General features: G+C 45.1%; 16 protein-coding genes. 10 read left to right on the top strand and 6 right to left on the bottom strand.

Features of this window, described 5'->3' with window-relative positions; all coding sequences use genetic code 11:
* Positions 1 to 119 precede the first annotated feature (119 nt).
* The 8 genes from VNM22_07020 to VNM22_06985 all read left to right on the top strand — a co-directional run bounded on the left by VNM22_07020 (position 120) and on the right by VNM22_06985 (position 13,378).
* Positions 120 to 1,199: a hypothetical protein gene (locus VNM22_07020; protein HWP46898.1), complete on the top strand. Its 1,080-nt coding sequence runs from the start codon at positions 120 to 122 to the stop codon at positions 1,197 to 1,199.
* 133 nt (positions 1,200 to 1,332) lie between these two features.
* Positions 1,333 to 2,235 (top strand): endonuclease/exonuclease/phosphatase family protein, encoded by a 903-nt coding sequence (locus VNM22_07015; protein ID HWP46897.1) that lies wholly within the window; start codon positions 1,333 to 1,335, stop codon positions 2,233 to 2,235.
* Positions 2,236 to 2,440: 205 nt separating this feature from the next.
* Positions 2,441 to 3,433 (top strand): NAD-dependent epimerase/dehydratase family protein, encoded by a 993-nt coding sequence (locus VNM22_07010; protein HWP46896.1) that lies wholly within the window; start codon positions 2,441 to 2,443, stop codon positions 3,431 to 3,433.
* Between the two features lie 272 nt (positions 3,434 to 3,705).
* On the top strand, positions 3,706 to 4,230 hold the full coding sequence (locus VNM22_07005; protein HWP46895.1) for a DUF1264 domain-containing protein: 525 nt from the start codon (positions 3,706 to 3,708) through the stop codon (positions 4,228 to 4,230).
* Positions 4,231 to 4,409: 179 nt separating this feature from the next.
* Positions 4,410 to 5,432, top strand: coding sequence for a dTDP-glucose 4,6-dehydratase (gene rfbB, locus VNM22_07000; protein ID HWP46894.1), 1,023 nt, complete (start codon positions 4,410 to 4,412; stop codon positions 5,430 to 5,432).
* Positions 5,433 to 5,732: 300 nt separating this feature from the next.
* On the top strand, positions 5,733 to 10,286 hold the full coding sequence (gltB, locus tag VNM22_06995) for a glutamate synthase large subunit (protein HWP46893.1): 4,554 nt from the start codon (positions 5,733 to 5,735) through the stop codon (positions 10,284 to 10,286).
* An 83-nt stretch (positions 10,287 to 10,369) separates the two neighbouring features.
* The gene (locus tag VNM22_06990) at positions 10,370 to 11,362 is read left to right on the top strand and encodes a PfkB family carbohydrate kinase (protein ID HWP46892.1); all 993 of its coding nucleotides are present in this window, start codon (positions 10,370 to 10,372) and stop codon (positions 11,360 to 11,362) included.
* A 582-nt stretch (positions 11,363 to 11,944) separates the two neighbouring features.
* Complete coding sequence (locus tag VNM22_06985; protein HWP46891.1) at positions 11,945 to 13,378, top strand: Nramp family divalent metal transporter; 1,434 nt, start codon at positions 11,945 to 11,947, stop codon at positions 13,376 to 13,378.
* Positions 13,379 to 13,681: 303 nt separating this feature from the next.
* Here VNM22_06985 and VNM22_06980 read toward each other — a convergent pair whose 3' ends face one another.
* The 5 genes from VNM22_06980 to mrdA all read right to left on the bottom strand — a co-directional run bounded on the left by VNM22_06980 (position 13,682) and on the right by mrdA (position 22,318).
* A complete protein-coding gene (locus VNM22_06980; protein ID HWP46890.1) occupies positions 13,682 to 14,293 on the bottom strand; it encodes a molybdenum cofactor guanylyltransferase in 612 nt (203 codons plus the stop codon).
* A complete protein-coding gene (locus VNM22_06975) occupies positions 14,290 to 15,816 on the bottom strand; it encodes an Rne/Rng family ribonuclease (GenBank protein ID HWP46889.1) in 1,527 nt (508 codons plus the stop codon). Before VNM22_06975 ends, VNM22_06980 begins: the two co-directional genes overlap by 4 nt.
* 492 nt (positions 15,817 to 16,308) lie before the next feature.
* Positions 16,309 to 19,182, bottom strand: coding sequence for a TIGR03960 family B12-binding radical SAM protein (locus VNM22_06970; protein ID HWP46888.1), 2,874 nt, complete (start codon positions 19,180 to 19,182; stop codon positions 16,309 to 16,311).
* A 123-nt stretch (positions 19,183 to 19,305) separates the two neighbouring features.
* A complete protein-coding gene (rodA, locus tag VNM22_06965) occupies positions 19,306 to 20,391 on the bottom strand; it encodes a rod shape-determining protein RodA (GenBank protein HWP46887.1) in 1,086 nt (361 codons plus the stop codon).
* 70 nt (positions 20,392 to 20,461) lie between these two features.
* Entirely contained in the window at positions 20,462 to 22,318 is a 1,857-nt protein-coding gene (gene mrdA, locus VNM22_06960; GenBank protein HWP46886.1) for a penicillin-binding protein 2, read from the bottom strand.
* A gap of 731 nt (positions 22,319 to 23,049) precedes the next feature.
* Here mrdA and VNM22_06955 point away from each other — a divergent pair.
* Together VNM22_06955 and VNM22_06950 are read left to right on the top strand one after the other, a co-directional pair.
* Complete coding sequence (locus VNM22_06955) at positions 23,050 to 24,027, top strand: ABC transporter ATP-binding protein (protein ID HWP46885.1); 978 nt, start codon at positions 23,050 to 23,052, stop codon at positions 24,025 to 24,027.
* Between the two features lie 64 nt (positions 24,028 to 24,091).
* Complete coding sequence (locus VNM22_06950; GenBank protein HWP46884.1) at positions 24,092 to 25,066, top strand: dipeptide ABC transporter ATP-binding protein; 975 nt, start codon at positions 24,092 to 24,094, stop codon at positions 25,064 to 25,066.
* Between the two features lie 95 nt (positions 25,067 to 25,161).
* Here the strand turns inward: VNM22_06950 and VNM22_06945 are convergent, their stop codons facing one another.
* Positions 25,162 to 25,932 carry an alpha/beta hydrolase gene (locus tag VNM22_06945; GenBank protein HWP46883.1) on the bottom strand — a complete coding sequence of 257 codons (771 nt, stop codon included), beginning with the start codon at positions 25,930 to 25,932 and terminating at the stop codon, positions 25,162 to 25,164.
* Positions 25,933 to 26,008 lie beyond the last annotated feature (76 nt).

The following is a 26,008-nucleotide window of genomic DNA, read 5'->3' as shown; positions in this document are numbered from 1 at the left end:
CAGGACCTGGCATTCCGTTGGATTAGCCGGATAAAGGTCTCTATCATCCCAAGATCCTATGAACCGGTTCTGGCTAATTGAACCCAAGGCATGTGTCCAGGCAATACTTTTTTTAAACTATGAAACCATATGGTAAGAAAGTCACTTTATCACTTTCCATTCTGATAATTCTGTTCCTTGCTCAAGTTGCCTGGGGGGACAGGAATAAACAGTCCCGTCCTATTTTATTGGGTACATCTGGAGCAAATATCAAAGATTGTTGTGGTGCCGGAACCCTGGGAGCTTTGGTCCAGGATATCTTTGGAAGCCAATATATTTTAAGTAACAATCATGTTCTGGCGAGAATTAACCGGGGTTTAGCCGGTGAGGCAATCATTCAACCCGGGTCTTTGGACCAGACGCCTACCTGCTCCAGAGATTCTTCAGATGAGGTCGCTAACCTTTGGGCGTTTGTGCCTATTCTCTTCTCAAAAAATACTCCCAATACCGTAGATGCTGCCATTGCCTCTGTTGAAAGTGGAAAAGTTAATCAATCTGGTTCTATTGCCGGGATAGGAAACGTGAGCAGCTACATTGCGGCCCCGGCTTTGAATATGCCGGTTAAAAAAAGTGGCCGTACGACGGGTTTGACTACCGGAACGATTACGGCTGTGAATGTAACGGCAAAAATTTCATACCCTAAAAATTGTTTCGGGTTTCCTCTTAAATCAGCAAAGTTTATCAATCAAATCCGGATTGCCCCGGGGAGTTTCAGTGCCAGTGGGGATTCAGGTGCCCTTGTCGTGGAAAACTGCTCATCTTCCCCAAGAGCCGTAGGCCTTCTATTTGCTGGGGACCGAACTGGAACTTTAGCCAATCCCATCGGAAGCGTTCTATCTACCTTGAATGTGAGTATGGTAGGCGTAGGAGGTTTTTGTAGCACGTCACGGACCTCTCCGGAAACCGGGGAGCCAACCTATGGAATCCCGTCCAAACTCATAGAAGCAGCCAGAAAGATTAAAGAACGTTATGAAGAGGCTATCCTTAATGAAGATGGCGTTGTTGGAATAGGAATAGGACTCTCGGATATCGCACCCGACCAGGTTGCCATCGAAGTGTATGTCAAAAGACCTGTACAAGAAATGCAACGGGTCATTCCCCAGAAATTAGAAGGTATTCGCGTAAAGATTCTGGAAACCGGAGAGGCTGTTGCCTATTAATACCGTTTACCCTTCTCTGATCGTTGGAGAAGCCGGGAGATAGGGCCTGAAACCTTTTTTGAACGGCTCAGAAGCCTGTCTGATAACCTTAAACGAGGGCGTTTTACCTACTTCCGGCCTCAGACTCCGGAGTATGATTCTCAAATTGATTACCTATAACATCCAACGAGGTATTGCTTTCGATAGTCTCTTTTCCCACTTTACCTCCATTCCGGAGTTTCAACAGGCAGACGTTATTGCTGTTCAGGAAGCCTGTATACCTAAAAATGGGGAGAATACACTTTCCAGACTTTTCCGAGGTTTTCCAAAAGGATATCGATGGAGTTATCGGAAAGTGATGACCTATCCGGATAAAGAGTATGGAAATGGATTTATCTTTAAAGAAAACTGGGTTTCTATGGCCGAAGAAGTGATTCCCCTTCCCCGGGTTAGTCGGTTAAAGTGGTACGAAAAACAGAAGACCGAAGGGGGAGCCCCGGATACCAAATCGGCTTTTGTCCAAACCTTTCGGGTATCCCCCCAACCCGATCCTTCGTTTCCCTTCCCTTCGAAGGAAGGAGAGGAAGGTTTGAAGAGCTACTTTATCCGGATTACCAATGTTCATATGGATTTTGCAGGGGGTCCCCTCCACCGGCGAGCCCAACTTCAACACGTTCTGAAGTTTTTAAATTCTCGGCAAAAAGTCGATGTGGATATCATCTGTGGGGACTTGAATACCATAGGCGAGTTTTGTTCCCCCAAAGCCCGAAAGAATACGCAAAGTGTGCTAGAAATAGCCCTGAATCAGGGGTATATAGACTGCTCAGAGACCATAGACTGGACCAGTGACCTTTTCTCCCATATCGATCCCGATGACCCTTCCAGACATTTTCTAACCCTTGGTAAATTCCTGGGATTCCACTTCCGCCAAAAGACCGATCATATCCTGGCTAAAGGTATAAGATCTATCCATCAGGCAAAGAAGATTACCCTTCCTCATACCTCGCATTTGCCGGGTTCAGATCATGTTCCCGTTTATGTAGAACTGGAAGTTTAAGGCCAAATCTCCAGAATCCCCTTGACAAAATTAAAGGGCAAAACGTAAAACGTTAAAGAGCTAGACCGAGGAAGACCTGGAAATGCCATTTTATTATTCCGACGTAGAAGAGGTGTAAGGGGAAAGCTTAAAAATCCTCTGGCCCACAGAATAGAAGGGGAATTCCAAAATTAAAGGAGATCTCTTTTACGTTTTATTTCTTCCCATGAACTACGACAATGCCTTTCGTAACAAAGAGGTTATGATCACCGGAGGGTTAGGGTTTATTGGGAGTACCCTGGCTCACCGCCTGGCTGCCTTAGGAGCCCGTATAACCCTGGTGGATTCCCTCATTCCTGAATACGGTGGAAATATCTTTAATATCCATGGTATAGAAGACAAGGTTAAGGTGAATATTTCAGATGTGCGAGATAGATCCAGTATGAACTATCTGGTTCAGAAGAAAGATTACATCTTCAACCTGGCCGGGACTCTGAGCCATACCGATAGCATGAAAGATCCGTTTACGGATTTAGAGATTAACTGTGTCAGTCAGCTATCCATTCTGGAATCTTGTAGAAAATTTAATCCCGAAGTCAAAATTCTCTTTGCAGGAACTCGAGGCCAGTACGGTCGAGCCCGGTATTTGCCGATCGATGAAGATCACCCGCTACATCCCATCGATGTCAACGGAATCAACAATGTTGCCGGTGAAATGTATCATATTCTCTATAACGAAATCTACAACCTGCGGGCAACTTCCCTGCGACTTACCAATACTTACGGGCCTCGCCATCAAATGAAACACCCCCGTCAGGGGGTTATTAACTGGTTCATCCGACAAATTCTGGATAAGCAAACGGTGAAAATTTTTGGAGATGGGAAACAAATCCGGGATACCAACTACGTGGATGACGTGGTAGAAGCCATGCTAATGGCCATGGCCAGCGAAGAAACCAACGGTCAGGTTTATAACCTCGGAGGATTTCCCATCAGCCTGGAAGATTTAGTCAAAAAAATGATTGAGGTTTATGGGGAAGGAAGTTATGAACTGGTTCCCTTTCCAGAAGAGCACAAGCGTATAGAAATCGGTGACTATATAGCCGATTATACCAAGTTTAAGAAAACGGTAGGCTGGGAACCCAAAGTCTCCTTTGAAGAAGGTCTTCGGAGGACCTTTGAATATTATGAAAAATATAAGTCCTACTACTGGGAATAGATACCAAAATGATTCCAAAGACCCCGACTTCCCTCAAGGGAATAACTCTTCCTCTGCAGAGAAGTCTTATCTTTTCCATGCCTGTTGTTCAGGCGAGTAAAAAATTATCCAAATTTTTCTTGATTTTTCTTGACATTGACAAACTGATAAAGTTTGATAAAGGGGTTGTAAGGTCTCTTCGTCATCTGAGATGAATATCTTCTGAAGAAGATGGCTCCTTGAGGGTTACTCAAGGAGCTGTTTTTTTCATTCAAGGAGGAAGGAGGGAAGTTATGGGCATAGGGATTTTCAAACCAAACACCGGGTTCATTCTATTTCTGTTTCTGAGCTTCTTTCTCATTCATTCTATCCAAATAGCTGTGGGTGCGGCCATGGAAGAAAACAAACCCACCATGGCAACCAAACCCAGTGATGGATGGACTCTTCACGTTGATGCGAAAATGCATTTTCCAGGTAAATCCGATATGATTGCCCATCATTACTGTAAGCCTGTGGCCGGGGGTCTGACGCAATGTCAGATTTACGATAGTGATAATCCAGATGCCAGGCTGGTAGCCACGGAGGTGATTGTAGGTCCGGAGATTTATAATAAGTTCGATGCAAAGGAAAAAAAGCTCTGGCACTACCATAAAACAGAGATCCCCAAGGTAGATGCCAAACTTCCAGATCTTTCGGCTGACGAGGCTGCTAAAACTGTCAAGAGCATCGAAGAAACCTACGGTAAAGTCTATATTCTGTGGGATCCCAGCAAACAGGACCTTCCAATTGGGAAGCCTACACTTTCGATTCTAAAGTAGACGTTTATATTTTCTTATGGAACTTGCTATGGGTATTAATCGGGATTATTAATAGAAGGGTAAAGCATTTGTCGGTAGATAGTAGGTTTATGAAATTTAATCTGGAGAAGATAAGATATGTGTCAGATAGGTCAGGATTTGGTACCTGATGTCTCCACGAATGTTTTACCCTGAATTAGATGAAAGGACAGGATGTAACCGTACTTGTTACAGGTGGTGCCGGTTTTATCGGCAGTAATTTTGTATTGTATCTCCTCGAAAAGTATCCCCAATTTCACATCATCAATTTAGACAAACTCACCTATGCCGGCAATTTAGATAATCTCAAAAGCGTTGAGAATCATCCGAACTATACCTTTATCAAAGGGGATATCTGTGATGAAAAACTTGTGGAGGAAATCGTTGCCGGTGGTGTGGATTATCTCATAAACTTTGCGGCAGAATCCCATGTAGATAGGAGTATCACCGATCCTGGAATTTTTGTTCGGACCAACGTCTTAGGAACCCAGGTTCTCCTTGAGGCGGCAAAAAAATATGGGGTGAAAAAGTACATTCAAATATCCACCGATGAAGTGTATGGATCCCTGGACAAAGAAGGTTATTTTACCGAAATATCTCCCTTAGCTCCGAACAGTCCTTATTCTGCCAGCAAAGCATCGGCAGATCTCTTGGTACGGGCTTATTACAAAACCTTCGGATTAAATGTGAACATAACCCGCTGTTCCAATAATTACGGTCCCTATCAGTTTCCGGAGAAGCTCATCCCATTGATGATTTCCAATGCCTTAGAAGGAAAAGAGCTTCCGGTATACGGAGATGGCCTGCATGTAAGGGATTGGTTATACGTAGAGGATCACTGCAGGGCGATTGATGCGGTTATGCAGAGGGGTAAACCGGGAGAGATTTATAATATCGGAGGGGGTAACGAAAAAACCAACCTGGAAATTGTAAGATTGATATTACAGGAGTTGAATAAACCCGAGTCTCTGATTCGATTTGTGAAGGACAGGCCTGGACATGATCGGCGCTATGCTATAGACTCCAGCAAAATTCAAAGAGAATTAGACTGGAGACCCTGCTATGACTTCACCGGGGGTCTCAAATTAACCATCCGATGGTATCTCGAGCATGCAGACTGGTGGTATAAAATCAAATCGGGAGAATACCGGGCGTACTACCAAAAAATGTATCAAGATCGCTAACCATAAGATCGGTCTTCTTGGAAATTCCCCTTGACAAATTTTATAACTTTATTTTAGTTTAGAAAGACGTCTATTTTTTGTCAAAAGTTAACCGAGATGGGATCTCTCCTGGATTGAGAGAGTGGCCTCGTAGCAGGCTTTAAATTAACCCCCATCTTGGAACTTATCCCAAAAAGTAGGCGATTTTATAAATTAAAGGCTACTCGTTAGTCGCTATAAAAAATAAATGCGCCACCATAGTGTGTATTGCGTGGGTAGTATTTACTACAATAGCTTGTAAAAGCAAGGAACCACCAGACTATGAATTCAATACCTGAGTATTACTCCCAAAATCTCCTCTACAGACCCGACTATGAACATGATGCCTGTGGGGTCGGGTTTGTTGCTGATATTTCAGGCAATCGAAGTTACGATATCCTGGAAAATGCCTTGAGATGTGTGAGCAACCTCACCCATCGAGGAGGCGTTGATGCCGATCAGAAGACAGGAGACGGTGCGGGTGTTCTCACCCAGATTCCCACGAAGCTTTTGCAAAGAGACCTGGGACGGTTGGAATATCGGATCACCAAAGACTCGGATCTGGCCGTAGGAATGATTTTCTTTCCCAGGGAGCTGGAAAGTCGAAGAAAATGTCGCCAGATTATCGAGGAAGTAGCGGCGCAGTACGGACTTTACATTTTTGGTTGGAGGGCAGTTCCAACCGATCCATCGGCTTTGGGAGAAAAAGCTTTTAATACCGAGCCTTATATCGAGCAACTCCTGATTGGAAGGCCTATTGCCATGTCACTGGATGACATGGAATATGAAAGGACCCTTTATCTGGCTCGAAAGGAAATCGAGCGGCGGGTTCGAGAGGCCAATATAAACGATTTTTACATTCCTTCATTTTCTCATAAGACCATTGTGTATAAAGGTCTTTTGGTAGCCTCTCAATTGGCTCACTATTATCTGGATCTTCGTAATCCCCATTACGAGACGGCTTTGGCTGTCTTTCACCAGAGATATAGCACCAATACCTTTCCTACCTGGTTCCTGGCCCAGCCGTTTCGTATGCTGGCCCACAATGGTGAGATTAACACCTTGCGAGGGAATGAAAACTGGATGAATGCCAAAGAGGCCGTACTGGAGTCTTCGATATGGGGGGATCGGATTGAGAAACTTAAACCGGTTATTCAACCTGGAGGGAGTGATTCTGCGAAATTAGATAATGTACTAGAACTCTTGGTCATGTCGGGCCGGAATATCTTGCATTCTAAGATGATGCTCATTCCTGAGCCCTGGGAAAATATGCCCAATATGGATCCTCAGCATCGGGCCTTTTATGAGTACCATGCCTGCATCACGGAGGCCTGGGATGGGCCTGCGGCCATTGCCTTTAGCGATGGTACTTTTGTAGGAGCAACCCTGGATCGGAATGGATTGAGACCGGCTCGTTATAAACTTACCGACAATGGCCTGTTCATACTGGCCTCGGAAGTGGGAGTCTTCGAACTGGAAGATCGCTTTGTGATTAAGAAAGGGCGTCTTGGACCGGGTGAAATGATTGCGGTAGATACCAAAAAAGGCAAACTCTTGACCAATAAAGACATCAAAACCATGATGGGAGATCGGAATCCCTATGCCCATTGGGTCCAGCGCCATTTATTCCGCTTGGATAAACATATAAAACCCCCGGAAGATAAAGCCCCTTACATTGATCGAAATCAGCTCCTCCGGCAACAAAAAGCCTTTTGGTTTACGACGGAAGATCTAGACCTCATTCTAACCCCTATGGTGGCCGAATTAAAGGAACCGGTTGGGTCTATGGGGGACGATACACCGCTGGCTGTTTTATCCAAAAAGCCCAAACTGCTTTATTCTTATTTTAAGCAACTCTTTGCCCAGGTTACCAATCCGGCCATCGATCACCTCCGGGAAGAGCTGGTTATGTCCCTCAGCATGTATCTGGGTGGAACCAAAAGTATGCTGGAAGAGACCGAAGAGCATGCCCGGCTCATGCACCTATCCAGTCCTATTCTGCTCGATCACGAACTGGAGACCCTGCGACAGGTGGGAGAGAAAAATCTTTCTTTAATGTCGGTTACCTTATCAACCCTTTTTGAAGTAGCCAAAGGACCTCAGGGGATGGAAGAAGCTTTAAATAACCTGTGTGAAAAGGCCAGTCAATCCATCACGGAGGGGAAGTCTTTGCTTATTTTGAGTGATCGAGGGGTCGATGAAGCCCATGCGCCTATTCCTATGCTTCTTGCTGTGGGGGCCGTCCACCACCATCTCCTCCGAGAAAAGACCCGAATGAAGGTCAGTCTTCTGGTCGAGTCAGGAGAACCTCGAGAGGTCCATCATTTTGCTGTTTTGATAGGGTATGGTGCCAGCGCCATTAATCCTTATCTCACTTTGCTGACGATCCGGGATATGGTCCGGCGAGGCGTCATCAAAGATATGGACGAGGAACAGGCCCTCAAGCGGTATAAAACCAGCCTTAACAAAGGGTTGCTTAAAGTCATGTCCAAGATGGGTATTTCCACCCTGAACAGTTATCATGGAGGTCAAATTTTCGAAGCTATTGGGCTAAGCGAGGAATTGATTAATCGTTACTTTACAGGGACCCCTTCCCAGATCGGAGGTATCGGCTTAAAGGAACTGGCCGAGGATGCCATAACTCGTCATCGGGAAGCCTTTGCCAAGGTGGAGAAGTTAGAATTGGATCATGGAGGAGAATACAAGTTTAAGAAGGGCGGTGAAGCCCATGCCTTTAATCCTCCCATGATTAAAGCCCTCCACAGTGCCGTGCAGAAGGGGGATTTTCAGGAGTTTCTCAAATATACCGAACTGGTCAACTCCCGAGAGCCTCTGGCCCTTCGGGATTTATTGAGGTTCAAGCCGGGTAATCCCATCCCCCTGGAAGAAGTCGAACCTGCCGAAAATATCTGGAAGCGGTTTTGTATTTCGGGAATGTCCCACGGAGCGCTGAGCCGGGAAACCCATGAAACCCTGGCCATTGCCGTGAACCGTCTGGGAGCTAAGATGAGTAGTGGGGAGGGAGGAGAAGATCCTGCCCGATATAAAAGACGCCCCAATGGAGATTGGGCCAATAGTACGACCAAACAGGTGGCTTCAGGCCGTTTTGGTGTAACCCCGGAATACCTGGCTTCGGCTACCAAGGAATTGGAAATTAAAATTGCCCAGGGCTCCAAACCGGGGGAAGGTGGGCAACTTCCCGGGCATAAAGTTTCTGCAGAGATTGCCGCCATCCGACATTCGGTTCCCGGTGTTACCCTGATTTCTCCACCCCCTCACCATGATATTTACAGTATTGAAGACCTGGCTCAACTCATCTACGACCTCAAGCAGGTTAACCCTAGAGTGAAAGTATCCGTCAAACTCGTGGCCGAAGCCGGGGTCGGAACCATTGCCGCAGGGGTTGCCAAAGCCAAAGCCGATATTGTTCAGATCAGTGGACATGATGGGGGAACCGGAGCCTCCCCTCTGAGCTCCATCAAAAATGCCGGAAGCCCCTGGGAATTAGGGCTTGCAGAAACACAACAGGTCCTGGTCATGAACGGGTTAAGGCATCAAATTGTCGTGCGGGTGGATGGTGGACTCAAAACCGCACGAGATGTCGTAATTGCCGCCATGCTGGGTGCCGAAGAATATGGGTTTGGATCGGGGGCCGTGGTGGCAGCCGGCTGTAAGATGGTTCGTCAATGTCACCTCAATACCTGTCCGGTGGGTGTGGCAACCCAAGATCCCAAACTACGCGCCAAGTATGAAGGAACTCCGGAAATGGTAGTCCACTTTTTCCAATTCCTGGCCGAAGATGTGCGGAGAATCCTGGCATCCTTGGGATTCCGAAAACTAGATGAAATTATCGGTCGTACAGATCTTCTGGAGCAAATAAAAATCACAGATCACCCCAAAGCGGCTTTGGTCAACTTAAGTAAAATTCTGGCTCCGGCCGATCCCACAGGTAAGAAACCCCTTCGCCATATCATTGAATATAACGAAGTAGATGCACCTCTGGATGACCAGATCCTCCAGGATGCCAAAGAAGCCTTGGATGGCCGTAATTCGGTCAAGCTTGCCTATCGTATTCGTAATGTGCATCGGGCTACAGGAGCTAAAGTGGCCGGAGAAATTGCCTACCGGTACGGAGACAAAGGATTACCCAATGGTATTACCATTGACTGTGAATTCCAGGGAAGTGCCGGTCAGAGCTTCGGAGCATTCTGCATCGATGGATTGCGATTGACCCTCATCGGGGAGGCGAACGATTATGTTGGTAAGGGGATGCACGGTGGGGAAATTACCATTATGCCTCCTTCAGAGGCTGCTTTTAGTAGCCATGAAAACACCATTATCGGTAATACAGTTCTATACGGTGCTACAGGTGGGAGTCTCTACGCAGCGGGTCGTGCAGGAGAAAGGTTTGCCGTTCGGAATAGTGGGGCTTTAGCTGTTATCGAAGGGGTTGGAGACCATGGCTGTGAGTATATGACCGGAGGTATTGTGGTGGTTTTGGGAGAAACCGGTAGGAATTTCGGTGCCGGCATGACGGGTGGACTGGCTTATGTATTTGATCCTAAAGGAGAGTTTCCAAAGAAATACAACCCGGAATTGGTCACCCTGGAAAAAGTTCAGGATAGCGAGGATGTGGCTACCCTTCAGATCCTGATCAGTCGCCACGTGCAACTGACCCATAGCCAGCATGCCCGAAATATTCTGACCAAATGGGATCAGTATCAACCTTTATTCTGGAAAGTGGTTCCCAAACAGTCCGGAGCCAAACCAAAACCCTATCTCTCTCGTCACGAAAGCGGACAACTGAGTTTTAAAGCACCCGTTCTAAGTAGCTAAAATGTCTAAAGTGCCTGAAGTGAGCTATTAAGAGATACTTAAAAACTTCAGGCACTTTAGGAATCCTGTAGAGACCTTTAAAAATGAGTCTGCTGGTCGTCGGTACTGTTGCCCTGGATACGGTCAAAACCCCCTTTGGGGAGGTAGAGGAAGTTCTCGGTGGGTCGGCCACTTACTTTTCAGTAGCTGCCAGTTATTTTACAGAGGTCCATCTGGTTACGGTGGTTGGCGAAGATTTTCCGGCAGAGTATATGGAGCTCCTCCAGCGCCATCGTATTGATCTCAAAGGATTGCAACGGGAAAAAGGGAAAACGTTTCGATGGAAAGGGCAATATGATTATGATTTAAATGAAGCCCATACGTTGGATACCCAACTGAATGTTTTGCAAACCTTCAAACCCCAAATTCCGGAAGAATACCGAAAGATCGAGTATGTTTTCCTGGCCAATATTGATCCGGACCTGCAGCGAGATGTCCTTCATCAAATTGAACGACCTAAACTCGTTGCCTGTGATACCATGAACTTTTGGATTGCAGGTAAGCCAGAAGCTTTGAAGCGAACCCTCCAGGAGGTTGATATTCTCATCATCAACGATGCAGAAACCCGCCAGCTAGCCCAGGAACCCAACATCGTCAAAGCCGCTAGAAAAATCCTCTCCTGGGGACCCCATACCCTTATTATTAAACGGGGGGAATATGGTGTGCTTATGTTTAAGAGAAATGAAGGGATGGGAAAACAGGAGAAGGGAAGGGGAGAGGAGCGAGAAAACTCCTCTCCTTCTACACCTTTATTCTCCCTTTCTTCCGTCTTTGCCGCTCCGGCTTATCCTCTAGAATCTGTCTTTGATCCTACTGGTGCCGGAGATAGTTTTGCCGGAGGATTTATGGGATATCTCTCCAAGGTTAATCGGATCGATGAGGCCAGCCTTCGACAGGCTATTATCTTTGGAAGTACCATCGCTTCCTTTAATGTAGAGGATTTTAGCTTAAAACGGCTCGATAAATTAAGCGAAGAGGAGATTATAACAAGATTCCGAGAATTTAAGGCCCTGGTGGATTTTGAGCATCTTGGTTGAAACTCCGGCTTTGGAATTATTAATCTGTTGAAAGGAGCCATCCAGAGAAGCGATTATTGAAACCCACCGAGACTTCCATTGAGACCCACAACGGAAGGTCCTTCTCAGTTTATTTCTTTCAAACCCATCCCAACCCTTCCCCTATTTCCTCTCTATGAACCCGGAGTTCTACTCTGGACCAACAGGATTCACAAGATTCCTACCCTTTTTGGTTAATCTTGAGACTCAAAAGGCGAAGATGGTATCAGTTCGCGAACTAACCCACAACCATCCCTCAATTCTGAGAAACCTTTAAGGTGGATGGAAAATTTCCTTGACTAAAAAAAATTTTTACCTTCAAACTCATATCGTAGGATATGGAAAACAGGAGACCATGTTTGTTACCCTTATTGACTCCAGGGACCTCTTTTTTAGGGCAGTGTAAGGAACAAAAGGTACAGCTTTTCTCCAGGGAGGTGTGAATTTCACTTTTTTCCAAAAAGATTTAAAATTTCCCTTTTTAAATCTCTCGGTTGTACCCCATGTACCACCTTGCCTTAGGAAAGTCTCTCTGGTTCTCTATACGAAGAGGAGAGGTGTTGTATGGCGAAAGCAGAGAAAACTAAACTGTTTCGGGTACCAGATCCTTATCCGCTTACCCTGGCAGGTTTACTGGCGGCTCTGGGACCTCAGGCGATTAACTTTGGTATTTCCGTGGGAGGGGGGGAGACCATGCTGATCCCCAATTTAGCCGCTCAAGGAGCCGTTAATTTATTCTGGATTATGACCATTTCCACCATCGTGGAGACGGTGGTCGTGATCGAATGTATTAAATACAGTATGATCACCGGGAGATCTTTCTTCACCATGACCCAGGATATTCCGCCCCGGGGAATTTTCTGGCCCTGGGTTTGGGCCATAGCATCTCTTTTTACTTTTGCCTGGCCCTTTTGGTTAGGCGGGGCTTCTAGTGCTTTACTCAAGGTAACCGGAGGTACTGCTGAGTCGACGACCTGGGGTATTAAAACTTACTATCTGTGGTGCTGGGGTGCGCTAACCGTAGTCCTACTGGTTTTCCTTTTTTCCAAGACCGTTTATGGGAGTATATCCAAAATCTTTCAATGGCTCATGTGGATTAATATTATCGGTATGATTATTACCGTAGCCATCACAGCCAGTTGGGAGGATTATAAAGCGGTCCTTTGGGGTTATTTTAATTTTGGGCTTTCTAAACCCGATAAACCGATTTCCTGGAGATACATCGCCGGGCTTTATAACCAGCCGGGGGGGAGCCTGATGTGGGTCTCTCTGTGGGTACTGGAAGCCGGTTGGGCAATGGGCCGCTATACCGGAAAAGTCACCGGAATTCTCCGTCCACCTGAGGAAATTAACACGGAAGTCCTTCCCTGGGATACTTCAGATCCTCGAGAGGTTAAGAAAATGAAGGACTGGATCAGTATTGGTAAATGGAGCCAGATTATCTGGTGGAGTATCCTCGGTGCCATGTTTATGACCTATCTGTACGCTACCGCCGGATATGCGTATTTCTATAAACAAGGAATCGTAAAAAGCGGTCTGGAAATTCCTATTCAGATCGCAACGATCGTTGGAGGGGTTTTTGGCCCGATTGCTTTTACTATCTATCTAATCTTTGTCTTTGCAACCCTCTACGATGCCGGATTTGCTTTCCTGGATACCTTTATCGGGAGGACCGTGTCCGATGCCATCGCCGTTACCCCAGGGCTTAAAGGAAAGCGTCCTTACCGATTCTATTATTTCTTAATTGTAGTCCTTGTCATAGCAGCAGATTTTGTTTTTGTTACCTTTAAAGACCCCTATGCCCTCTGGTTATTTGTAGCCACATCTGCCGTTTTACTCCGAGGGGTCGCCGCAATTCAGATTCTCTATGTAAACTCTAAGTATTTACCTGAACCCTTCCGCCCCGGAATCATCACAAAGCTTATTCTCTGGTTTACCTTTATTACCGGGGTTATTGCCTTTGTCTTAGGCATGTATGCAACGTACTATAACCTATAAAAACTGCAGACAAGATAAGGGTCTGGGGACTGTCAGTAGAAGGGGAGTGAATAACGCAGCTTATCGAAGTCCTTCGATAAGCCCAGGACAGGTTAATCGAAGAACCCAGGGAACGGGGTACTGCTCAAGATAAAAAGGACACCCTTATGTGCTTTCTCTCCCTTGCGAGAGCAGGAGAAGGACGAGGGTGAGGGGAGATACCCCTCCCTTCGTTCTTAAAAACCTGCTCTTCCTAAAAAGGGATCGGTGGGAAGGTCTTTCGCAGGGGCTTTAACCCTTATCTTAATAGCCGGAGAAGTGTACCTACAACCTGTTGCTGTTAATCAGGCTTTTAGCAAATTCCAGATCTTGAGGGGTATTTGCATTGAAAAAGGAGAGAAAGTTCGGATCGAATAGCCGAATTTCTTCTGGAAGGATCCGCCTGACGCGAACTTCGGGAAAAAATCCAATGATTTTAAATGAATTCTTCTCCAGAAGGCGTTCAATGGGTTTGGTACAGGCTTTAGAGTAAATGGCATGGAGAGGATGCAGGCCCTCGGAGGATTGATTTTCTTCGGTAGGTGCATAGGGAATAACCACATCAAATCCCGGGGCCTGATCGATCAAGTATTGAATCAGATTCTGATTCAAAAAAGGCATATCACAGGCTGCAAAAAAAGCCTGGTCTTGGGAAGCCGTAACAAGGCCTGTATAAATCCCTCCGAGGGATCCTTTACCGGGAAGTATATCGGGAACTACCTTAAATCCCCAGGTTTTATACAGTTCAGGTTCATTGCTGATGAGGATGATCTCATCAAAAAGAGTTAAAAAAACATCGATCACCCGCTGGATAATTTTTTTCCCTCCCAGTTCCAGAAAAGCCTTATTCGTTCCCATCCGGGTGCTCTTTCCGCCTGCTAAAATAACACCTGTCATAGAGGGGTTACTTCAAAATGCTCCTGATGAAGGTTTGGGTCTTCCTTAATTTTAATTTTCTTTTTATAGGTTTCCATCATTTCCTCGATAAACGGACGTTCTTCACCTCGGAGCAAGGAACCGACGGAAGGATTAACCCGGATAAGGATTTCTTGACTATCGGTATTGCTAATTAAGCGCCGAAGTGCATTTTGAACTTCATAACAGACCGTGGCACTGGACTTAATCATCCCTCTTCCATCGCAATATGAACACGGTTCACAAAGGGTTTTTTCCAGACTTTGTTTAACCCGTTTACGGGTCATTTCCACCAGTCCCAGCTCACTCAGTTGAAGTACATTGGTCCGAGAGCGATCTTCCCGCAGTTTTCTCTCCAGGGCATTAAGGACCTTTTTCTTATTCTCTTCCAACTCCATATCAATAAAATCCAGAATGATAATTCCACCTAAATCCCTCAGACGGATCTGCCGGACGATTTCGCTAACGGCTTCCAGGTTTGTTTTGACAATGGTATCCTCCAGATTTTTCTTCCCCACATACTTACCCGTGTTAACATCTATGGCTACCAGGGCTTCGGTCTGTTCGATAACTATATACCCTCCCGATTTCAACCAAATTTTTTTCCTCAACGCTTTCTCCAACTCGCTTTCAATTCCGTAGTGATCAAAGATAGGAACATCTTTAACAAAAAGTTTAACCCGGTCGGTCAGATGGGGCATGAGGGTATCTACAAACTCCAGGCATCGTTGATACTCCCTTTCGGAGTCCAGTACCATTTTTTCAACATCCGAGTTAAAGAGGTCTCGAATGGTTCGAAAAACCAAATCTAAATCCTCATGGAGGAGGCAAGGGGCCGTGGAATTTTCACTCTTTTTTTTGATAGACTCCCAGAGTTTGATCAAAAACTCCATGTCATTTTTGAATTCTTCTTCACCCTTTCCTTCTCCAACGGTTCTCACAATAAAGCCGCAATTGGGGGGTTTAAACTTTTTAATAAGTTTTCGCAATCGACTTCGTTCCGCATCGCTTGCAATTCGTCTGGAAACCCCTATATGCTCCACCGTCGGCATGTACACCAGGAATCTACCCGGTAAGGTAATATGGGAAGTCACACGGGCCCCTTTGGTTCCCAAGGGTTCCTTGGAAACCTGTACCACGATTTCCTGACCTTCTTTGAGGAGTTCCTGAATAGAAGTGGAGGAAGAAGACATTTTAAAAGGCTCCAGATCCTCATCTCCGGCATCTACTCCGGCATCTTCTTCTTCCTCTACTTCGGTCGTTTCATATTCTTCCAGGTTATTATAAACATCTAAAACATATAAAAAAGCATCCTTTTTCAAACCAATATCTACAAAAGCTGCTTGCATGCCGGGTAATACCCTTGTAACTCTGCCTTTGTAGACATTTCCCACGATCCGACGATCCTGTGCTCGTTCGATATAGATTTCTACCAATTGACCATCCTCTAAAAGAGCTACGCGCGTCTGCCGTGGGGTTGAGTTAACAATAATCTCCCGAGACATTTTTACCTTCCTATAAACCCGACAGTTTTACGCTATTCTGTATGATCAGTTGCAAAAGAACTTTACCCCTTTAGGTTGAGTTTGGGCTGAAGCCGTGTCGCTGTAGGATGTGAGAAGTATATGCTTACTTCCTCAAATTTCTGTCATTCCCTGATCCCCCACTTCCTGGTATTACCTGGTATTAATAAATGATCTACGGAAAAATTGAGAGCTCATCCCCCTTATACGTTTATTTCCACCTTTTAAGGTGAAGCTTAATAAAAGGATTCATCTTGAAAAGGCTTTAAGGTTTTATTAAAATTAGAATAATCTTCAAATTGTAAGATTCTTCGTCTTAGGGTGCTCTCAACTTTTACTCAATTTATTTATCTTATTCAAACTGATTGAGGGTGATTTTCTGCAACAACTCAAAAGGATTCTTCAGAATCGTAAAACTGGTTTTTAATACGCTTTGTACAGGCAACATGAGTCGCCCCTTTTAATTAAAATTCATTAAAACTTAGTAGGTGTCAAGAGTAAGGTCTGCTTTGACTCTTTCAACCGCATTTCCGTTCTTATAATTCTTACTTTAGAGAGTTTCTCCGAGTCAAAGCCAAATATGACCTGAAGAACTTCCGTTGGTTTGGCTATCACTCCATGTCCCATGTTCAGTACCAGTCTAAGTTCAAGAAATTCTTCAGGGTTTCTCCTGAGCTCGTTGAAGGAACTTAGTCCGAGCTCATGGAAGGAACCTGCTTTGAGTCCATCGAAAGGAGATACTACCCATTCCAGGGAATCAATGGAAGACCGGATATTTACCCGTTGGGTCTTTTTCTCCCTCTCCCGTACAATCCATACTTCTTTCCTTTCTTTAAAAGTTTCAAGGATCTGATTCCAACGTTCTAAAAGAGCAGGTAAGGAATTTGGTGCTTCTATTCCAAGGAGTTCGACAGGAATCTGGATCTGATAAACAGCCTGGTCTACAACTTCCATTATAGCTTTTGCCCTTACAGGGATAACATAGACCTTTCTTATTTGAATATCCTCCGGGAGATGTTGATTTAAGAGTTCCTGGAAAGTATCTGGTTGAACAGGTTCCCTGAGAAAGAAATCCACCAATTCCCGATGACCTTCATATCCTACCGGTAGGGCAGGTCCAAAGGATATCAGCGGGTGTACATGATAACCTTGAGAGTAAGCGATGGGGATCTGAGCCCGATTAAGAGCCCGATGGAAAACCCGGCCGAGTTCCAGATGCGAAAGAAATCTTAGATCCCCTTTCTTCCAGAACTCTGCCCGTAGTCGGAATACAGGCGGCTCAGAATCCGGGGATACCGGTTGGGTTTTGAGGGCCGTAGTCAGTGAATTTACATCCAGATCATAGGCTTCTGGAAGAAGATTTACAAGTCCGTCATTTTTCTGTTCAGGGTGGATTATATTCTGTCCGATCCTGACTTCATTCATGGGTTTATCAACCGGCTTATCCTTTTCCTTCGCATCCTTGGGTTCATTCTCTACCGGGACTCCCTCCACCAAGATAGGGACGGTATCGTGGAATTTGACGGTAATTTCTTCATCGCATACTCCACAGCATCGACAACCTACCCTGCAGTAGCGGGTTGTTCGGACTGCGAAGGCTTTTTTCCTTTCAAGCAAGAAGAACTTCTTTTTGATATCTGTTTGAATGAAATCCCAGGGTAAAATTTCATTCTCGGCCCGTTCACGGTAAGTATAGAAATCAGGATCTATTCCGGCCCGTTCAAAGGCTGTCATCCACTTTTTGAAGTTGAGTTGACTTCCCCAGCTATCGAAGCGGCATCCCAGTTCATGGGCTATCAGCAGGGCTTTACCCAATCTTCTATCCCCTCGGGAAAAAACCCCTTCCAGATAGCTAGATTCTACATCATGTAACCCAAGTTGGATATTTCGGTGTTTGATTCGAGATTTCAGGAACTCCTGTTTTGCCCTCAGGGATTCCATCCTTTCCTGAGCTTCCCACTGGAAGGGGGTATGGGGTTTAGGAACAAAGGAAGAGACGCCCACATGAACTCGGGCTCCGGACTTCCCAACCTTTTTCCCTGTTTGTTGAATCTTATATACCAGATCTGCAATGGCGGCCACATCTTCATAGGTCTCGGTAGGTTGCCCGATCATAAAATAAACTTTGATTAAATCCCATCCCGATCGGTAGACATCTTCTGCACTTCGAAGGATTTCGGCCTCAGAAATTCCCTTGTTGATCACCTCCCGTAAACGCTGGCTTCCTGCTTCTGGTGCCATGGTAAAGCCGGTTTGACGTCCTCCTCTACTCACCTGGCCTGCCATTTCAAGGGTTAAGGTTCCGGCCCTTAGAGAGGGAAGGGATACGGCAATCTTAGATCGCTCACATTGATTCATGAGGGCCGTCAGAAGAGGGGTAATCTGGCTATAATCTCCCACGCTCAGAGAACACAAAGAGAATTCTTCATAACCGGTCTTTTCCAGAGACCGGGTGAACAACTCCAGAATTTTATTGGGATCTCTTTCCCGGGTAGGGCGATAAATATAACCTGCCTGGCAAAAGCGACATCCAGCACTGCAACCCCTCGCCAATTCGATGGCGAGGCGATCATGAATCGGTTTGAAATAGGGTACTACGGGAGCAATGGGATAATCTGCCAGGTTCAGATCTTGAATGAGGGCCCTTCTGACTTCTCCCACCTGTGGGTTTTTAGGGCAGAAAGCAGCAATTGTCCCGTCTGGGTGGTATTCTACAGAGAAAAGAGCCGGAACGTAAACCCCTTCAATCTGGGAAAGTGCCAATAAAAGACTTTCCTTGTCAGCACGGCTTTTCTTCCAATCCCGATAAGTATCAGCCAGCTTCAAAATAACCTCTTCCGCATCTCCGATCACAAAGGCATCAAAGAAATCCGCAATGGGTTCTGGATTAAATGCACAAGGTCCACCGCCTATTACCAGGGGATGGTTTGCTCCCCGTTGGGAAGCCAACAGAGGGACTCCACCCAGCTCTAGGAGATTTAGAATATTAGAATAACTCAGTTCGTATTGTAGGGTAAAGCCTACAATATCGAACTGATTTAAGGGTTTATGGGATTCCAGACTGAATAAAGGAAGTCCCCGTGCTCGCATTTCAGCCTCCATATCCACCCACGGAGCATAAACTCGCTCGGCCAGAATCCCAGGCTGCTTGTTCAGGATATGGTAAAGGATTTTAAGGCCGATATGCGACATCCCGATTTCATAAGTATCCGGGAAACAGAGTGCTACTTTGAGATCAGTTTCCTCCCAGTTTTTATGGATGGCATTAAGCTCTCCACCGAGATATTGTGAAGGTTTGGAAACCAGGGGGAGGATCTCTCGTACTTTGTCTTTAAGACTTAACTCCATTTTGTTTGTTATTTGTTGTCCATTACCTATCCTGGGTTGAGTTAAAGACCCTGATAGGGTACCGCCTTATATTTTTAGGTAAACTACCCAGAAAGAACCCAGCGGCTGAAGGCAATGGATTAATCAAAACATAAACCTCCGAATTTGGATATTTAAAAGTAATCCTATTCCGGCCAGATTGGACAATATGGCAGATCCCCCGTAGCTCATAAAGGGAAGGGGTACCCCGGTAACCGGCATAATACCAATACACATCCCAATGTTAACGGTTACGTGCATAATCAGCATGGCTATAACCCCTATAGCTATCAATGCGCCCAGTCGATCCCTGGCTTTAGAGGCAATGTATAGGCCTCGATAAATCAGTGTAAAGTAGAGAATAAGGAGCCCAATCGTTCCAACAAACCCCCACTCTTCTCCGACAACCGAAAATATAAAATCTGTAAATTGCTCCGGGATAAAATTTAACCGGGTCTGGCTTCCACGCATGTAACCTTTACCCCAGAAACCCCCGGAGCCAATAGCTATTTCGGATTGGATCACGTGATAACCTGAACCGAGAGGATCTGCATTGGGATTAATAAAGGAAATAATCCTGTTTTTTTGATAAGGCTTAAGGTGTTGCCACATCAACGGCATCGCACAGATCCCTAAGATACCTGCAATGACAAAGTATTTCCAATCCAGTCCCATGATAAACAGAATAGCCGCATAAATAGGGAGTAATACCAGGGCAGTTCCTAGATCCGGCTGTTTTAAAATAAGAGCTAGAGGGATACAAAGCAAAATACCCGTCAGGATTACATCAATAAAAGAGATTGTCCCTCGCTTTTTATTGGAAAAGTAGCGGGCCAAGACCAGGATCATGGCCAGCTTGGCAAATTCTGAGGGTTGGATGGAAAAACCCCCAAAACGGATCCACCGCTGAGATCCAGAAACAACAGGACCTATGGCAAGAACGGTAGTTAAGGCTACCAGAATTAAAAAATAAAAGGGATACGCAAAAGCACTCAAGGTGTGATAATCCACTATCGTCATGGAAATCAGAATAACAAGCCCTATTCCGATCCAAGCCAATTGCCTGAGAACTTTTTCTGTACCTTGATCTTCCGCGGTTACACTATAAATATTAAGAAGACTAAAAGCAAGCAGAATAAGGACTATCACAACCACTAACCAGTCTATTTTTCGGATAATAGAAAAAAACACGCTCTAGAGGATCGAAGAGGAAAGACGGAGGATTTGCATCTTCTATCCCCAATCCTTTATTCTCGATTTTTTACCCTCGATTCTCCATCCTTGACCCTCGATTTTCGGTTGGTATATCCTTGGTTAATTCGCTGTTTTTGTTGAAGATCCCTTCATAGATAATTTTTGCTATGGGTGCCGCCGCATCTCCACCCTTTAAACCATGCTCGACAAAAACAACCATAGCGATTTTGGGATCATCTACCGGAGCAAATGAGACAAACCAGGCGTGATCGCGATATTTTTCTGGTAGCATTTTAGGCTTGATTTTACTCTTTAATTTGATTACCTGAGCCGTACCGGTTTTACCGGCAATATCTAATCCTTCTATCCGGGCCTTGGATCCCGTACCATGTTCTTCATTCACTACAGCCCACATGCCTCTACGGATAATCTTCAAGTTCTCTTCTTTTATTGGGATTTTCCGAATAATTTCCGGCTTAAATACTTTTACTACCCGATCATCACTGTCCCGGATCTCTTTAACTAACATCGGTTTGTATAAAGTTCCCCCATTGGCAATGGCAGAGACCATATTAACCAACTGAAGGGGAGTGACCGAAACAAACCCTTGACCGATGGCTGCATCTGCCGTTTCAGAGGGATACCACTTCTCACCCAGAGTTTTTCGTTTCCACTCCTCTGTGGGAATAAGGCCGGGCTCCTCATTGGGAAGATTGATCCCTGTTTTTCGACCCAGTCCATAACTCATGGCAAATTTAGCCAGATCCGAAATCCCTAATTTTTCACTCAACCTGTAAAAGTAACCGTTGCAGGATTGTTTCAGGGCATCGATAACCGTTACATTTCCATGACCTCCCGCCTTCCAGCATCGCTTCACGTTATTACCGATTCCTACCGAACCCCCACAGAAAAACGTACTATTTCGATTAATGACCCCTTTTTCCAAACCGGTCGAAGCGGTAATCATTTTAAAGGTCGAACCGGGCGCATAGGTTGCTTGAATGGCCCGATTTTGTAAGGGATGGTAAGGATTTTCAACCAGGCTCTTCCAATCTGCCGCCGAGATACCTCCGGCAAATAAATTGGGATTAAAGGAAGGACTGCTGTACATGGCCAGGATATGCCCTGTCTTAGGATCCATCACAACTACCGCACCTGTTTTATCTTTGAAGGCCTCTTCCACCAGGCTCTGAATATGAAGGTCAATGGTCAGTACAATATTATGCCCGGGTTTCTGTTCCTTCTGACTAAGGACCCGCAACTCTCGTCCACTGGCATTCACCTCCACCTGTTTTCCCCCATCTTCTCCCATTAAAAATCCTTCCATGGACCGCTCTAAACCGTATTGACCGATCAGATCCCCCAACCGTCGTCCAGGATAGGAAACCGGATCCTTCAACTGCTCTTCGTTGATCTCTCCTAAATAACCTAAAACATGACTGGCCAGACTGCCGTAAATGTTATATCGTACCGGTTCAACTTCTACCGTAACCCCGGGTAAACTCATCTTATGTTCTTCCAGATAAGCAACTTTACTTAAAGGAATATCCCTCTGGATTAAGACCGGTTCAAATTTGGGACGCTGGGATTTTTTTACCTTGGTAATAATGTCCTTCTCGGGCATGGAGAGTAACTCCGCAAGTTGCCTGGCTATATAGGTTAGATCCTTGGCATCCTCGGGTATAATAAAAACATTAAAACTCGGTCTACTTTTAACCAGGACCTGTCCATTGGTATCCAGAAAAAGACCCCTGGGAGCTTTGACCCGAACCAGTCGAATTCTATTTTCTTCGGAAAGTGTGAGAAACTTCTCTCCTTGAAGGATCTGAATGTACCATAGTCTTAAAAAGAGTACGATAAAAAGCAGGGATACAAGGGTTAAAATAAACAACAGCCGAGAATCAGATACCGATTCAGAGTTCATAGGCTTAACTGGAAGTAAGATTTTTTTAGAATGAGTTAATTTGTCACTTTATGTTTAAGCTTTGAAAAGATAAAAAGATAGATGTCTAACTTTGGATCTTAAAATAAGGCTAGAAAATTTTAATACTATTAATTGGCAAATTTTTTAAGTTTTGTCAAGGGATTTATTAAGTCACCAAAGCTCCTCCGGCTCCTGAATCTATAGATAACCTTCGATTTATACTTTTGGAGTTTCCAGGCTCAGGATTTTCACCTAAGCCTTTATTCTGAATCCATTCGGTTAGCTCTCCTGTAGAACTCAACCCTGAGGAAATGTTTTTTCCAGAAACAAAATATAAGGCTTCTACCAAATTCGTTTTGAAATTATCCCTGAATGGTAAGGGCACGGTGCAATATACCCTACGTTCCTATCGCATTTCAATAGGAAATCGGTATGGGATATCGTTTCCAATTAGAATTTTAACTTGACAGATGGGGAAGTTCCCATGTAATGTATGGTAAATTCAAAATATCAGGCAGGATCGGGGATTAAAGGTCCTGAGCCGGAAGAGAAAGAAGTTCCATCAAGCTAGGATTTTATGGTTTTTATCCTGATTCTGACTTTTGGCTCCCAACTAATTATACAGGTCATTCGCTAACCTGTTTTACAGTATTCGGTTCGTAAATGAAAACGAATCCTGTAGTTGCTCATGAATGGGCATAGGTTAACACGGTTGGAAACTAAGGAACACGGTGGTAACAGAACCCTTACTCAAAGTCATCAATTTACATACCTATTTTTTTACCGATGAAGGGGTTGCTAAGGCTGTCGATGGGGTGGACCTGGAAATTCATAAAGGAGAAACTTTAGGAGTTGTTGGAGAATCCGGCTGTGGAAAGAGTGTAACAGCTCTCTCTATTTTAAGGCTGATTCCAGATCCCCCGGGTAAGATTATCGAGGGTCAAATTCTTTTTAAGGGTCAGGATTTGCTCAAGCTCTCCAATTCGGAGATGCGAAAAATCAGGGGAAACGAGATTTCCATGATTTTTCAAGAGCCTATGACCTCCCTCAACCCGGTCTTTACCATTGGAAATCAAATTGCAGAAGCCATTCAACTCCATCAAGGTCTCTCTAAAAAAGCTTCCCTTGAAAAGGCCGTGGATATGCTTAAACTTGTTGGAATTCCCTCTCCTGAAAGACGTGTCAAGGAATATCCTCATCAACTCAGTGGGGGTATGCGCCAGCGTGCCATGATCGCTATGGCTTTGTCCTGTAATCCCAGCCTTTTAATTGCCGATGAACCTACTACTGCCTTAGATGTGACAATTCAGGCCCAGATTCTGGATTTAATCAACAATTTGAAGCGAGAATTAGGCATGGCCGTTATATTGATCACCCATGACCTGGGAATTATAGCTGAAACAGCCGCTCGGGTTGTAGTTATGTATGCAGGAAAAGTGGTGGAAGAGGCCGATGTTTATACACTTTTTGAAGATCCGAAACACCCCTACACCCAAGGCCTACTCCGCTCGATTCCGCGACCGGATTTAGGCATGACGAAAGAAACCCGACTCCAGGAGATCCCAGGCATTGTCCCCAGTTTAACCGACCTTCCTCCGGGTTGTTCGTTTAATCCGAGATGCCCTAAAGTAATGGATATCTGTCGTAAAGAAACCCCTAAACTCAAAGAAATTAAACCCGGGCATAAAGTCAGTTGCTGGTTGTATTAACAAACGTAATACATAAAACGTAAATCAACGTCCTACTTTTTAGGTTTTACGTTTTACACCCCCTATGTCGAATGATTTATTGGTAGTAAAAAATTTAAAAAAATATTTTCCGATCAAGGGAGGGATTCTCTCAAAGACCATCGGATATGTCTATGCCGTAGACGATATTAGTTTTAATTTGTCACGGGGTGAGACTTTAGGACTGGTAGGGGAAAGTGGGTGCGGGAAGTCAACCACCGGCCGTGTAATTCTTCGCCTTATTGAACCAACGGCTGGAGAAGCCTGGTTTGAAGGGGTTAATATATTTTCCCTGGGAAAAAAGGAAATGCGAATGCTTCGTCGCAATATGCAGATCATTTTCCAGGATCCTTACGCTTCTTTAAATCCTCGCATGACGGTTGAGAAAATCGTTGGAGAGCCCCTTAAAATTCACAGGGTTGCTAAAGGAACCGAACTTCAAGATCGGGTGGCTTCCCTTCTTCGTAAGGTTGGATTGAGGCCTGAACACCTCAAACGCTATCCCCATGAATTTAGCGGAGGGCAGCGTCAACGTATCGGAATTGCCCGAGCCCTGGCTTTGAATCCCAAGCTTATTATCGCTGATGAACCGGTATCGGCCCTGGATGTTTCGATTCAAGCCCAGGTCATTAATCTGCTTCAAGATCTCCAGGAAGAATTCGGTCTGACCTATCTCCTCATCGCCCATGACCTGCGTATGGTGGAATATATCAGTGATCGTGTGGCCGTCATGTACCTGGGAAAAATCGTCGAGATTGCCAAATCCGAAGAAATTTATAAAAATCCTCTTCATCCTTATACCCAGGCTTTGCTTTCGGCGATTCCTGTCCCTGATCCGAGAAAGAAAAAAGAACGGATTATCCTTTCCGGGGACGTTCCCAGTCCCATTAATCCTCCTTCCGGCTGCCGTTTTCATACTCGATGCCCCTTGTATGCCCAATTGAAAGCTCCTGAATGCGTAGAAATCGAACCTAAGCTGGAGAATAAAAATGGCCATCCATCAGCCTGTCATTTCAGGTAAAACGGGATAGAAAAAATAGGAATAAATAATGCCGGCTCTCTCATCGGCTTCCCTAAGAAGTTTATTCCAGTTTCCGAGTAGTTTTTATATTGGACTTACGGGAGCTTTATAAATATTTCCAACTCTCGATTGAATTCGTCAGGTTTTTCCAGCATCACCATATGTCCGGCACCTTCTATAAGTTTCAGAGCAGAGCCCGATATCTGCTCGTGGAGGTACCGGGAATATTTAACCGGGGTTAAACGATCTACTTCCCCACAAAGGATGAGGGTCGGAAGGGTAATATGGTGAACTTTTTCCATCAAGTCAAACTGATTACAGGCGGCAAAGTCTCCATAAAGTACCTCGGGGGAATTTCGCAGGAGCCGTTCCTGGGTCTGGCTGATAAGATCTCTTGGGGCTTCGGGTCCAAAGCCGTAATCACAGATCGTTACCACAACTTCCTGAAAATGGTCTCTAATTCGACCTAGAATGTCAGGGGAAACCCGAAGCCTGGCGCCGGTACTTACCAAAACGATACTTTTAAATCGATCCGGGTAGGATAAGGCCAGATGCTGGGTAATGGCACCTCCCATGGAATGGCCGATCAGCGTTATAGAGGCAAGATCTAAAGTATCTAAGAGATCTTTTACAATTTCTGCATATTCTGTAATGGAAGTTGCACCGGAGCCTCTGGATTGGCCATGTCCCGGGAGTTCAGGTATATAAACGTCGGTTTTTTCTTTGAAATAGTTCAACTGATTCAACCATACAGTAAAATCCCCACCGGCCCCATGGATGAACACCAGAGCAGGTAAATCTTTTTTTTGACTTCCTTCCTGAACAGAGTAAAGTATGTTTATGCCTTTTAGAGTTAGAAAATTCATTGTTCTCTCCCCTTAGGGGTTATACCATTTCTCCCTTTGAAACCCTGTATAAACCGTAAGGATGGTTCTTTGGGGT

It is taken from the genome of Candidatus Limnocylindrales bacterium (assembly GCA_035559535.1).
Taxonomy (GTDB): domain Bacteria; phylum Moduliflexota; class Moduliflexia; order Moduliflexales; family JAUQPW01; genus JAUQPW01.
This window is presented reverse-complemented; position numbering and strand designations above follow the sequence as displayed.

Coding starts and splice junctions, on each gene's coding strand:
- VNM22_07020 (HWP46898.1), top strand. CDS start 120: ATGAAACCATATGGTAAGAAAGTCACTTTATCACTTTCCATTCTGATA.
- VNM22_07015 (HWP46897.1), top strand. CDS start 1,333: ATGATTCTCAAATTGATTACCTATAACATCCAACGAGGTATTGCTTTC.
- VNM22_07010 (HWP46896.1), top strand. CDS start 2,441: ATGAACTACGACAATGCCTTTCGTAACAAAGAGGTTATGATCACCGGA.
- VNM22_07005 (HWP46895.1), top strand. CDS start 3,706: ATGGGCATAGGGATTTTCAAACCAAACACCGGGTTCATTCTATTTCTG.
- rfbB (HWP46894.1), top strand. CDS start 4,410: ATGAAAGGACAGGATGTAACCGTACTTGTTACAGGTGGTGCCGGTTTT.
- gltB (HWP46893.1), top strand. CDS start 5,733: ATGAATTCAATACCTGAGTATTACTCCCAAAATCTCCTCTACAGACCC.
- VNM22_06990 (HWP46892.1), top strand. CDS start 10,370: ATGAGTCTGCTGGTCGTCGGTACTGTTGCCCTGGATACGGTCAAAACC.
- VNM22_06985 (HWP46891.1), top strand. CDS start 11,945: ATGGCGAAAGCAGAGAAAACTAAACTGTTTCGGGTACCAGATCCTTAT.
- VNM22_06980 (HWP46890.1), bottom strand. CDS start 14,293: ATGACAGGTGTTATTTTAGCAGGCGGAAAGAGCACCCGGATGGGAACG.
- VNM22_06975 (HWP46889.1), bottom strand. CDS start 15,816: ATGTCTCGGGAGATTATTGTTAACTCAACCCCACGGCAGACGCGCGTA.
- VNM22_06970 (HWP46888.1), bottom strand. CDS start 19,182: ATGGAGTTAAGTCTTAAAGACAAAGTACGAGAGATCCTCCCCCTGGTT.
- mrdA (HWP46886.1), bottom strand. CDS start 22,318: ATGAACTCTGAATCGGTATCTGATTCTCGGCTGTTGTTTATTTTAACC.
- VNM22_06950 (HWP46884.1), top strand. CDS start 24,092: ATGTCGAATGATTTATTGGTAGTAAAAAATTTAAAAAAATATTTTCCG.
- VNM22_06945 (HWP46883.1), bottom strand. CDS start 25,932: ATGAATTTTCTAACTCTAAAAGGCATAAACATACTTTACTCTGTTCAG.